Annotated in this window: 10 protein-coding genes; 4 read left to right on the forward strand and 6 right to left on the reverse strand. The window is 61.8% G+C overall.

The window, feature by feature from the left end:
• Positions 1-178 precede the first annotated feature (178 nt).
• Together BFP96_RS13940 and BFP96_RS13945 are read right to left on the reverse strand one after the other, a co-directional pair.
• The gene (locus BFP96_RS13940) at positions 179-2443 is read right to left on the reverse strand and encodes a putative bifunctional diguanylate cyclase/phosphodiesterase (protein WP_065886148.1); all 2265 of its coding nucleotides are present in this window, start codon (positions 2441-2443) and stop codon (positions 179-181) included.
• A gap of 137 nt (positions 2444-2580) precedes the next feature.
• Positions 2581-2949 (reverse strand): YkgJ family cysteine cluster protein, encoded by a 369-nt coding sequence (locus BFP96_RS13945; protein WP_065886149.1) that lies wholly within the window; start codon positions 2947-2949, stop codon positions 2581-2583.
• Positions 2950-3197: 248 nt separating this feature from the next.
• Here BFP96_RS13945 and BFP96_RS13950 point away from each other — a divergent pair, with 248 nt between their 5' ends.
• Entirely contained in the window at positions 3198-4544 is a 1347-nt protein-coding gene (locus tag BFP96_RS13950; RefSeq protein ID WP_065893414.1) for a spinster family MFS transporter, read from the forward strand.
• Between the two features lie 725 nt (positions 4545-5269).
• Here BFP96_RS13950 and rapA read toward each other — a convergent pair.
• Positions 5270-8116 (reverse strand): RNA polymerase-associated protein RapA, encoded by a 2847-nt coding sequence (gene rapA, locus BFP96_RS13955; RefSeq protein WP_065886151.1) that lies wholly within the window; start codon positions 8114-8116, stop codon positions 5270-5272.
• A 219-nt stretch (positions 8117-8335) separates the two neighbouring features.
• Here rapA and BFP96_RS13960 point away from each other — a divergent pair, with 219 nt between their 5' ends.
• On the forward strand, positions 8336-8677 hold the full coding sequence (locus tag BFP96_RS13960) for an aspartate-semialdehyde dehydrogenase (protein ID WP_065893415.1): 342 nt from the start codon (positions 8336-8338) through the stop codon (positions 8675-8677).
• On the opposite strand, the gene BFP96_RS13965 is transcribed toward BFP96_RS13960, so the two are convergent.
• From BFP96_RS13965 to BFP96_RS13975, 3 genes are all read right to left on the reverse strand, one after another.
• A complete protein-coding gene (locus tag BFP96_RS13965; RefSeq protein ID WP_065936430.1) occupies positions 8674-9855 on the reverse strand; it encodes an aminotransferase class V-fold PLP-dependent enzyme in 1182 nt (393 codons plus the stop codon). The genes BFP96_RS13960 and BFP96_RS13965 overlap by 4 nt on opposite strands.
• Positions 9852-10322, reverse strand: a complete 471-nt coding sequence (locus BFP96_RS13970; protein WP_065897017.1) for a RidA family protein — start codon at positions 10320-10322, stop codon at positions 9852-9854. Before BFP96_RS13970 ends, BFP96_RS13965 begins: the two co-directional genes overlap by 4 nt.
• 90 nt (positions 10323-10412) lie before the next feature.
• Positions 10413-11285, reverse strand: coding sequence for a LysR substrate-binding domain-containing protein (locus BFP96_RS13975; protein WP_065936431.1), 873 nt, complete (start codon positions 11283-11285; stop codon positions 10413-10415).
• Between the two features lie 132 nt (positions 11286-11417).
• On the opposite strand from BFP96_RS13975, the gene BFP96_RS30890 reads away from it, so the two are divergent.
• Positions 11418-11579, forward strand: a complete 162-nt coding sequence (locus tag BFP96_RS30890; RefSeq protein WP_090408332.1) for a hypothetical protein — start codon at positions 11418-11420, stop codon at positions 11577-11579.
• Between the two features lie 143 nt (positions 11580-11722).
• Entirely contained in the window at positions 11723-11839 is a 117-nt protein-coding gene (ccoM, locus tag BFP96_RS31580; RefSeq protein ID WP_017530457.1) for a cytochrome c oxidase subunit CcoM, read from the forward strand.
• Positions 11840-11957: the final 118 nt, after the last annotated feature.

The raw sequence follows: 11957 nt of genomic DNA on the forward strand, positions 1-11957 counted from the left end.
CAAAAAGGGTGCACTGCTCGCGCTTGGGCAAGTGTGTAGCGGAGTAACCGCTTGGCCAGTGATGGCACCTTGCCGTAGAGAAAGGTCACAGCCTGACGGTGACGTTAACGTCACGGGAACAGTTGGGGAGCCGGGGTAAGTGCCGGGAAATTGTTTCAAGGTATTGGGCGTGGCCGCTTCAGCGAATGGGCCTCACCGTGGAAGGCGGGCTCACGCGCGCCGGTGCAGGTGCCTTGGGCGAAGCCGCGTCTTTATTGGCGGCTGCGCTGAACGTGTGCAGCGGGTTGCGTATCTGCATGCCCTGCATGACGCCGATGATTTCGCTGAAGGCCACCGCCGGGCTCAGCAGATAACCCTGAATGAAATCGCAGCCATGCTGCAGCAACAGTTCGAATTGCGCCTGGGTTTCCACCCCTTCGGTCACCACTTCCAGATGCAGCGTATGGGCCATGCCGATAATCGCCTGGACGATTTCGCTGTCGGCGGTGGACTTGGGAACATCCTGGATAAACGAGCGGTCGATCTTCAAGGTGGTGAGGGGCAGGCGCTTGAGATAGGCCAGCGATGAATAGCCAGTGCCGAAGTCATCGATGGCCAGGGACACGCCCAGGGCGCGGATCTGCCGCAACAAGGCCAGGGTGCTGCTGATATTGCCCATCAACGCGTTTTCGGTGACTTCCAGCTCCAGGCGATTGGCGGCAATGCTGGCAAAGCGCAGGGCGGCTTCGATTTCGTCCGCCAGTTCATCCCGGGCCAGGTTCAGGGCCGAGCAGTTCACGGACATGGTCAGCTCGGTGTAGCCGCGATCAGACAGCAGGCTCAGGTCATGACAGGCCTGGCGCAAGACCCAGTGGTCCAGTTCGGCAATCAGCCCGTTGCTCTCGGCAATCCCGATAAACCGGTCCGGCGCCAGCAGGCCGTGTTGCGGATGCTGCCAGCGCACCAGGGCCTCCAGGCGCGTGACCTTGCCGAGCTTCATGTCGAAGATCGGCTGATAGAACAGCACCAGCTCGTTACGCGTGCGCAGGGCGGCGCGCAGTTCTTCTTCCAGTTGCAGCTCCAGGAAGGCGCGGGTTTTGAGGTTGGAACTGAAGAAGTGCAGGCTGTTGCGCCCGGCGTCCTTGGATTGGTAAAGCGCAAGGTCAGCGGTTTTCAGCAGTTCTTCACAGGTCTGGCCATCGTCGGGAAACAGGCTGATGCCGATGCTGGTGGTCATGACCATGCGCCGGCCGGCCAGCTCGATGGGTTCTTTCATCTTTTGCATGATGCGCTGGGCCATGTGCCGCGCTTCGTCGCGATGATGGATGTTGATCAGGATGCAGAACTCATCCCCGCCAAAGCGCGCCACCACGTCGGCATGGCTGCGCACCGAGCTTTTGATATGGCTGGCCAGCACGGTGAGCAGTTGATCGCCGGCATCGTGCCCGAGGCTGTCGTTGATACGCTTGAAATGGTCAATGTCGAGGAAGATCACCGCCATCATGCCGTTGGAGGCGGTTTTTTCAGCGACCTTTTCCGCAAAGATCTGGTTGAAGCCGCGCCGGTTGAGCAAGCTGGTCAGCGCGTCGTAATGGGCGACCTGCTGCAATGAGGCCCGAGCCTGGTCCAGTTCGCTGAGCAGCGCGTTGACCCGGCGCAGATCGCGTTCCTTGTGCTGCAGTTTTTTGTCCGCCAGGGCGGCGCTGATGCTGCTGCCGATCACCAGCAAGGTAATCACCGCCACCGACAGGCCCAGTTGCATGGGGTTGTTGTCCACCGGCAGTGACAGATTCACGCCGTTGGGTACCAGCAATTGCATGGCCGCCATGCCGGTGAAATGCATGCTCAGGATACCGGCGCCCAGCACCAGGCTGGCGGCGTATTTGAGCAGTTGGTGAAACACGCCGGCACCGTTGCGCAGGTAGCTCGACAGCAACAACGCCGCCAGGCTCGCGCCGATGGCAATCGCCACCGACGCCATGAACAGCCCGGATTCGAAGTACACCTGGGCCTGTGAGCGCATGGACGACATGCCGACGTAGTGCATCAGCGCGATGCCCAGTCCCATCCACACTGAGGCCAGCACGTACTGGTGCAAGCGCAGGCGCGCGTGACTGAGGGTCTGCATGGCGAACAGCGAAGCGATCAGAGCGATGACCAGCGAGACGAAGGTCATGAGCAATTCGTAATGAATGGCGATGGGCGCCTGGAATGCCAGCATGCTGATGAAATGCGTCGACCAGATACCGCCCGCCAGGCAACCCGCGCCCAACCAACGCCAGCGGCGGCGGGCGGTGGGGTCTTCCACATGGCCGACGCGTTCGGCCATATCCAGCGTGCCGAAGCCCGCCGCGCAGGCGACCAGATAAGCCAGCAGCACCAGAAAGGGGTTATGACTGCAATTGAGTAATAAGTGCCCGTTGTCTGGAAGCTCGGTGAAAAAGTGCAGCCCCAGCCATTCCATAGCGTGTCCCGTCATAGCGTCCCGTCACTGCCTCAGGCGGTGACCTATGAGATCGAGTATAGAAGCCTCGCGGGATTTGCCATGAATAATGGCACTTTGATTCAATTCTTTTTGCATGGCGCCCATAGCGTTTGATGCTAAGCGCTGATGGGCAGATCCAGTTCGAAAGGTCGTTCCTGGAGGGGCGCCAGACCGAAAGCGGCGCGGGCGGTATCGCAGTCGACGTTGTGCACGCCCTGGCTCCACGAGGCGTCGAATTCGCGACAGGGGCTTGAGCGCTGTTCATAAATGGAACAGCGCGTGCCTTTGCCCACTTCACCCTCGAGGCTGCAGCAGCGTGCGGGCTTCTGGTCGGTGCCGATCATTGCCACGCGCGTGGGATTGATCTGCACCACCAGGTCGTCGGGCACCGTACCGCCCGATGAGGCGCATTCGCCCCAGAAGAAAGACACGCGAAAGTGTGAACAGCAGGCACCGCAATTCAGACACGGACTGGCTTCGGACATGGGCGTCATCGATTAAGAGTAGGGAAGGGGAACTGCGGGAAGGCTCGCCATTCTATCTGGGCCGTGGCCGTTGGGAAGGGGGGCGCACAGATATATTTTCGTAGGGAAAGTCCCGTAATTTCGGGGATATCACGCCCTATCAGCTTTACGAATCATTACAGACAAGCGCCGCCGGCCTGACTATGTTGCAGCTACTGAGCAGGATGCAGTGGGCATCGCAGCTCTCATAACAATAAAGAGACGGACCCATGCAGAACTCGACCCAAGCGGCGAATGCCTGGCGCATTCTGTTCCTGCTGTTCCTCGCCAACCTGTTCAACTTCTTTGACCGCACCATTCCCGCGATCATCATCGAGCCGATCCGCATGGAGTGGCATCTGAGCGACTTCCAGCTCGGCATCATCGGTACCTCTTTCACCATCGTTTATGCCATCGCCGGACTGCCGCTGGGGCGCCTGGCCGACACGGGTTCGCGCAGCAAACTGATGGGCTGGGGCCTGTTTGCCTGGAGCGGGCTGACGGCGGTCAATGGCCTGGTCGGCAGTTTCTGGAGCTTCCTGCTGGTGCGCATGGGCATCGGCATCGGGGAAGCCAGCTATGCCCCCGCCGCCAATTCGTTGATCGGCGATCTGTTTCCCGCCCACCGCCGCGCGCGTGCCATGGGGATCTTCATGCTCGGCCTGCCGTTGGGCTTGTTGCTGGCATTCTTCACCATCGGCGCGATGGTCAAGGCGTTCGACAGCTGGCGCGCGCCGTTCTTTATTGCCGCGGTGCCGGGGCTGATCCTCGCGGTGTTCATGTTCTACATCAAGGAGCCCAAACGCGGCGCGGCGGAATCGGTGCAAGTGTCCCAGGAACGCGTCGACCGTCCGATCCGCCGTGTGCTGACGGTGCCGACTTTCCTGTGGCTGGTGCTGGCCGGGCTGTGCTTCAACTTCGCCACCTACGCGTGCAACTCATTCCTGGTGCCGATGCTGCAACGCTACTTCCTGATGCCTTTGCAGGAGGCGGCGGTGGCCACCGGTGTGATCGTCGGCCTGACCGGTCTGGTGGGTCTGACCCTGGGGGGCTGGATTGCCGACAAGATCCACCAGCGGGTCGCCAATGGCCGGCTGCTGTTCGCCGCGTGCAGCCTGATCATCTCCACGGTCACCACCGCCTGGGCCTTGCATGCCGGGCGTATCGAGATCGGGGTGTTCGTCTTGCTGTTCAGCGTGGGCTGGCTGTTTGCGTACAACTTCTATACCTGCGTGTACACGGCGATTCAGGACGTGGTTGAACCGCGTCTGCGGGCCACGGCGATGGCGTTGTTCTTTGCCGGTTTGTATCTGCTGGGTGGGGGGATGGGGCCGATCGTGGTGGGCGGGTTGTCTGATCATTTTGCGCATGCGGCGATGTACGCGGCGGGGGCTGAGCAGATGACCGAGGCTTATAAGGCGGTGGGGTTGCATGACGCCATGTATCTGATCCCGGTGGCGTTGTTTCTGACTATGCTGTTTTTGTTTCAGGCTTCGCGCAGTTTTGTGCGTGATGCCAGGCGGATGAAGGAAGGGTTGAGTGCGGTGCAGGTGCCAGCTGCTGCGGCGACTGCTTGAGACCGAGGTGAGGCTATCGGGCTCCCCCCACATTTTGATTTGTGAACACAGTCAAGTGTGGGAGGGACGGTGCGACGATTCGACTTGCCCCCGATGGCGGCCTCTGGGCCGACCAGGATGTTGGATCAGACCGAGTACATATCCGTTTCTGCGGTCACGGCTGCTAATGGTTCCGCTTTTACAGCGGCTCACTTTTGAAAAGCGCAAAAGTAAGCAAAACGCTCTTGCCCCACCACTCGGCACCTCGCCTAGGCTCGGTGTGCCCTCTCTCCGGCTTGAATCCGTGGGCCGCCGCAATGGGCCATCCATGGCCCAGTGCGGCTAACCCGGCGTCCTGCCGGGTTGCCCACGGATTCAAGCCTGCGTTCGGCCAGCGTGGTTTAACGGGGCGCCTAAGATCAAGATCAAAAGCAGATCAAGAGCAAGAGCGGCTCGCTTCGCATCGTGGTTACTGCAGGCTTCTATAGCCTACAAAGTTGTGTAGATGCCCCGATGAGGCGCTGAAGGCTTATAAAAAAACCCCGTGTTCAGTTAAGCGTACATCGCCCTCTGTAGGAGCGAGCTTGCTCGCGAAAAACGTCAACGATAACGCGTGTTTCCTGATTGAACGCGGCGCCTGTGGTTTTTCGCGAGCAAGAGCTAGGCGCCCCCTCGCTCCTACAAAAAGCCTTAACTGAACGGCATTACGCATTGTGTGCGGGCCTTTCTTTTTCAGCAGTCAGTGATCAACCCGCCACCAGCACTCGAATCGCTTCCAGTCGCAACGCGGCCTTGTCGAGCATGGCCAGGCCTTGCTCGCGCTGGTTGCGCAGGGCCACCAACTCGCTGTCGCGTACGGTTGGGTTGACCGCTTGCAGGGCGGTCAAGCGCGCCAGTTCTTCGTCGGTGTCGGCTGCCAGGCGACGCTTGGCCTCGGCCACGCGCTCGGCGTGACGCGGGGCGATTTTCTCTTCGCCGGCGTTGATGCGCGGCGTCAACTGGTCGCGCTGGGCCTGCACGAATTTGTTGGCGCTGGCACGCGGCACGCTTTCCAACTGGTCGTTCAAGGTCACGAACGACACGCGGCCGGACAGGTCATTGCCGTTGGCATCCAGCAGGCAGCGCAGGGCCGCCGGGGGCAGGTAGCGACCCAGTTGCAGCGAGCGCGGGGCAACCACTTCGCTGACATACAGCAGTTCCAGCAAGACGGTGCCCGGCTTGAGCGCCTTGTTCTTGATCAGCGCCACGGCGGTGTTGCCCATGGAGCCGGACAGCACCAGGTCCATGCCGCCTTGCACCATCGGGTGTTCCCAGGTGATGAACTGCATGTCTTCACGCGACAGCGCCTGGTTGCGGTCGTAGGTGATGGTCACGCCTTCGTCGTCGCCCAAGGGGAAGCTGGCGTCGAGCATCTTTTCGCTGGGTTTCAAGATCAGCGCGTTTTCCGAATGGTCTTCGCTGTCGATGCCGAAGGCGTCGAACAGGGTTTCCATGTAGATCGGCAGGGCGAACTGGTCGTCCTGCTCGAGGATGTCCTCGACCAGCGCATCGCCTTCACCGGCGCCGCCGGAGTTGAGTTCCAGCAAGCGGTCGCGGCCGGTGTGCAGTTCTTGTTCCAGACGCTCACGCTCGGCACGGGCCTCGTCGATCAGCGCTTGCCACTCGCCGTCGTCGGCGTTCTCCAGCAGCGGCAGCAGGCGTGGGCCGAACTGATGCTGCAAGGCGTTGCCGGTCGGGCAGGTATTGAGGAACGCGTTCAGCGCTTCGTGGTACCACTGGAACAGGCGCTCTTGCGGGCTGGTTTCCAGGTACGGCACGTGCAGTTCGATCACGTGTTTCTGGCCGATCCGGTCCAGACGGCCGATGCGCTGTTCCAGCAGGTCGGGGTGGGACGGCAGGTCGAACAGCACCAGGTGGTGGGAGAACTGGAAGTTGCGGCCTTCACTGCCGATTTCCGAGCAGATCAGCACCTGGGCGCCAAATTCTTCATCGGCGAAGTACGCTGCGGCGCGGTCGCGTTCGAGGATGTTCATGCCTTCGTGGAACACCGTGGCCGGGATGCCGGAACGTACGCGCAGGGCGTCTTCCAGGTCCATGGCGGTTTCGGCGTGGGCGCAGATCACCAGGACCTTGGTGCGCTTGAGCATTTTCAGTTGGTCGATCAGCCACTCGACACGCGGGTCGAAGCGCCACCAGCGGTGCTCTTCCTCGATGTCCGGTTGCGCCTGGAAGCTGACTTCGGGGTACAGCTCGGCATGTTCGCCCAGCGGCAACTCCATGTATTCGTCCGGGTTCGGCAGCGGGTAGGCGTGCAGTTTGCGCTCCGGGAAGCCTTGTACGGCGGCGCGGGTGTTGCGAAACAGCACGCGGCCGGTGCCGTGGCGGTCGAGCAGCTCACGCACCAGGCGCGCGCTGGCTTCGGTGTCGCCATCGTTGACGGCGGTCAGCAAGGCTTCGCCTTCGTTACCAAGGAAACCCTGGATGGTCTTGTGCGCGGCAGGCGACAAGCGGCCCTTGTCGAGCAGCTCCTGCACGGCTTCGGCCACCGGGCGGTAGTTCTCGCTCTCGGCGCGGAAGGCGTGCAGGTCGTGGAAACGGTTCGGGTCGAGCAGGCGCAGGCGCGCGAAGTGGCTGTCCTGGCCGAGTTGTTCCGGGGTGGCGGTGAGCAGCAGCACGCCGGGAATCACTTCGGCGAGTTGTTCCACCAGTGAATATTCGGCGCTGGCCTTGTCTTCATGCCACACCAGGTGGTGGGCTTCGTCGACCACCAACAGGTCCCAACCGGCCGCGAACAGCGCGTCCTGGGCCTTCTCGTCGTCTACCAGCCATTCCAGGGCGACCAGCGCCAGCTGAGTGTCTTCGAACGGGTTGGTGGCATCGCTTTCGATAAAGCGTTCTTCGTCAAACAGTGCAACCTGCAGGTTGAAGCGGCGGCGCATTTCCACCAGCCACTGGTGCTGCAGGTTCTCCGGGACCAGGATCAACACGCGGCTGGCGCGGCCCGAGAGCAACTGGCGATGGATCACCAGGCCCGCTTCGATGGTCTTGCCCAGGCCCACTTCGTCGGCCAGCAATACCCGTGGCGCGATACGGTCGGCGACTTCACGGGCGATGTGCAGTTGGTGCGCGATCGGTTGCGCACGCACGCCGCCCAGGCCCCACAGCGAGGACTGCAGTTGGCGGCTGGTATGTTCCAGGGTGTGGTAGCGCAGCGAGAACCAGGCCAGCGGGTCGATCTGCCCGGCGAACAGGCGGTCGCTGGCAAGGCGGAACTGGATGAAGTTGGACAGTTGGGTTTCCGGCAGCGTGACCTGCTCGTTCTGCCCGTTGAGGCCGTGGTAGACCAGCAGGCCGTCGACGTCGTCGACTTCCTGTACGGTCATTTTCCAGCCTTCGAAATGGGTGATGCTGTCGCCCGGCGAAAACCTCACGCGGGTGAGGGGCGCATTCCGTAGCGCATACTGGCGAGTGTCGCCAGTGGCCGGATAGAGCACGGTCAACAAGCGGCCGTCCTGTGCCAGAACGGTGCCTAACCCCAGCTCTGCTTCGCTGTCACTAATCCAGCGTTGCCCCGGTTGATACTGCTGCGCCATGCTGCCTGACTCCCGCCGTGAAAAAGCCGACTATCTTAACGGAACAAGGCCCCACGCCCAAGGACTCTGACGAAAACTACTGGGTTGGTGCGTACGCCCGCCGGCTAAATCGACGGGTGGCGGGCACTCACAACTGTCGACTGGGTCACAGCTTGGCGAGCGCGCGCTCAAGTCGCCCTGGGGCGCGCCGACAGCCTGTTGATCAGGAGAATCAAGATTATGTTGCCACCCATGCTGCCCGTCAGTGTCGTGCCGGTCACGTCGCAACTCGATCCGGTGCGCCAGAAGCCGGATATCCCGCCCGTCGTGCCGGTTCAACCGGGCTCCAACGAGAGCACCATCGACTTGAAAAAGGGCGATGCGGAGCAGTCGACCTTTCTGCTGCGCGAAGAACAACGCCGCCAGCAAGAGCAGCAAAAACGTCAGCGTGAAGCCGGCGACGACCCTGAGCAGCACCTGCCGATTCCCGGCGATCTGCTCAACGCCGACAACACCGTGCCCGTGGCGCCGCTGATTGAAGACGCGCCACGCCAGGGCTTGTGGGTCGACATCGAGGTTTAGTCGCGCAGTGCTCGCAAGGCCTCCAGCAGTAACGCGCAGTCCCGGTCGTCGTTGAGTGGGCTGACGGAGATTCGCGCAATGCTGTTCAGCCCGCGCGCCTGCATGTCCAGTGGTGTGTAGGCAACACCATTGGCGCCGATGTTGATGCGCTGCAAGCCCAGGCGCTGCTTGAGTTCGAAGGCGTCCCAACCGGTCAGGTTGAAGGCGATCAGTCCGGACTGCAGCGTGCCCATGTCATGCAAGGAAATCCCCGGTATCTGGCGCAGCCCTTCGCGGATTCGCGCGCTGGTGCGCGAGACGCCTTCCCATACCTGCTCGATCCCCAGTTGATTGATCTCCTGCAAGGCATTGCCGAGTCCGGCCAGCAAGGCAAAGGACGCTTCGCTGGTTTCGAAGCGCCGCGCGTCGTTGCGCACATCGAAACCTGCGGCGGTCCAGGGGGCTGAAAACACATCGCGCTGGGCAGGATTCAGGCGCTGCAAAAACGCCGGCCTTACATACAACAGTGCCGTGCCCCGTGGCCCGCGCAGGTGCTTGCGGCCGGCGCACTTGAGCACATCGCAGTGCAGCGCCTGTACATCCACAGGCACCTGGCCAAGCGCTTGGCCAGCGTCGATAAAGTAGGGGATGGCGTGACGCCGCGCCACTTCGCCGATGGCCTGGGCAGGGTTGATCAGGCCACCGTTGGCCGGCAGCCAAGTGAGGTTGATCAACTTCACGTCGGCGTCGATCATCGCCTCCAGCGCCACCGGGCACACTGCGCCGGCCGCGTCGCAGGGGATGACGTCGATTCGGGCACCTGCTTGCACGGCCATTGCCATGCTCGCCAGGTTACCGCCCCATTCATGCCGGCCGACCAGGATGCGGTCACCTGGCTGCCATGGGCCCAGGGCCTGGAACGCCAGGTTCCAGGCCGTCGAGCCACTGCTGGCGAAGGCAATCGAGGACGCGGGCGCATTGAGCAATTGCGCGGCGGCGTGACGGGCCTGCTCCACCAGCACGGCGCCATGTTCGCCAGCCTCCATCGGACCGTCCTGGGCTTCGCGTTGCAGTTGCGCGACGATGGCGTCGAGGGTGGCCTGGCTGGGCAGAGAAGCACCGGCATGATTGAAGTGCACGGTGCCGGCCTGGCAGCCGGGCGTGGCCGCTCGCAGTTGTCGGATGGCCAGCGGGGTCACGGTTGCAACTCGACAATGGCGTCGACTTCCACGGCCACGCCCGCCGGCAAACTGCTCACGCCGACGGCGGTGCGCACATGCTGGCCTTTGTCACCGAGGGCGTTGACCAACAGGTTCGACGCGCCATTGGCGACCGCGCTCTGGCGCTGGAAATCGGCGGTGCAGGCGATGAATACCCCCAGCTTCACGATGCGCACCACGCGCGACAAGTCATCGCCGAGGGCATCGCTCAGTTGCCCGAGCAGGCCGAGTGCCGCGAGTTCTGCCGCCTGCGCGCCTTGTTGATCATCCAGCGTGTCGCCCACGCGGCCGACGTAGGCGGGCGTGCCATCGAGCAGGGGAATTTGCCCGGAAATGAAGAGTTGGTTGCCGCTGACGACATGGTTGATGTAGTTGGCCGCCGGTTGGCTGGCAGTCGGCAGTGTCAGGCCAAGGGCGTGAACGCGTTGACGGATGGAGTCGCTCATGATGCAACCTCTTGAGGGGTGAGGTTCCAGCATGTTGGCTGCACGGGTGGTCGACAAACGGATAGATCTCAACCGACGCATCGAAAAAAATCATGCGTCGGCGCAGGTTTCCTGCAGCCACTGAATAAAACATGCCGCTGCTTCGCTCGGCGGACTGTGGGGCGTGATCAGCCAGTAGCCGATCTCACTGTGATAATGCGGCCAGTCGAACGCCTCCACCAGGCTGCCGTCGCGAAGCTTGCGCTGGATCAGGCGATGGCGGCCCATGGCGATTCCCTGGCCGGCCACGGTGGCTTCGACCACGATGTTGTAGTCATGCAGCATCACGCGAGGGTGGCGCTCGAGGTCGACCTGATAATGCTGCGACCAATCCGTCCACTCGAACGGGCGGTGTGAGGTGGCCATCAACAACGGGCTATCCTGCGATTGGCCCGCCTTGAAGGCCGGGCTGCATACCGGTGACAGGGTTTCGGTCATCAGTCGCGTGGCGTGCACGTCGGGCCAGTCGCCCTTGCCGTAACGGATGGCCAGGTCAACCTCGGCACCGGCGACGTTGGCCAATTGAATGGCGGGCAGCAATTCAACCTGGATATGCGGGTAGCGATTGAGAAACTCGGCCAGACGCGGCGCCAGCCACAGCGTGGCGAAGGACGCCAGCAAGCCGACGCGCAGCAGGCTGGGGCCGGGTACTGCTTTCTGGTGGCGGGTGGCGGTTGCAATGGCATCCAGGGCCGGGCGGATTTCGTTGTAGTAATGCTCGCCGTCCACAGTCAGATCTATTGCACGTGTGCGCCGGATAAACAGCGGCTTGCCCAAGTGTTGCTCAAGTTTCTGCACGTGGTGGCTCAGGGCGCTTTGGGTTACCGACAACTCATGTGCCGCCTTGATAAAGCTCAAGTGCCGCGCCACAGCCTCAAAGGCGCGCAGGGCCAGCAACGGAGGAAGGTCCTTGTGCAGTGCCACCGGGTTGCGTCTCCTGGGGAGGAAGGAAGGTGCCGATTCTGGTCGATGCCCTGCATTTTGTCGCCCGCTGATTTGCCGTCGGGCGCGGGAGACCGCATTATTGGGCATTCCCGCCATAACGTAAGCCAAGCCATGAGTGACGACGACAAGCTGATCGACCTGAATGCCGAACGCGCCAAGCGCGTGCATGACCTTAATGACAAACGCCTGAACGAAGTGCGCCAGGCGTTTGAACAGGCGATGCCCTTGGGTAAAGCCAAGAAGAAGTCGAAGAACAAGCCGAAAAAACGTTGAATCAACTGGCCTTGATTGATCCAGGTCAGTTATTGCCCTTCTTTACGCCCCGTCGCGGGCGACATTGATCCCCGTCAATTTTCCATTCCGCCTTCTCCATTAACTTAGCCCTATCGCAACAGGGCAAGTGCAGGAGGCCGGTCATGTTTATCGATAATGTGGTATTTGCCGGAGTGCTGACCGTAAGCCTCATGGTGCTGTTTTTTGTTGGATTCGGATTTTTTATCTGGAAAGACGCAAACAAGCGTAAAAAACCTTAGGTTTTTCCGGATGACAGGGCACGCAAGGCATTTTGGGCGACTTCGGTCGCCCTTTTTTTTGCCTATCGTTCCCACGCTCTGCGTGGGAACGCCGCCTCGGCCGCTCCGCGTGCCGCTG

It is taken from the genome of Pseudomonas sp. 34 E 7 (assembly GCF_900005715.1).
In the GTDB taxonomy this organism is placed as follows: Bacteria; Pseudomonadota; Gammaproteobacteria; order Pseudomonadales; family Pseudomonadaceae; genus Aquipseudomonas; species Aquipseudomonas orientalis_A.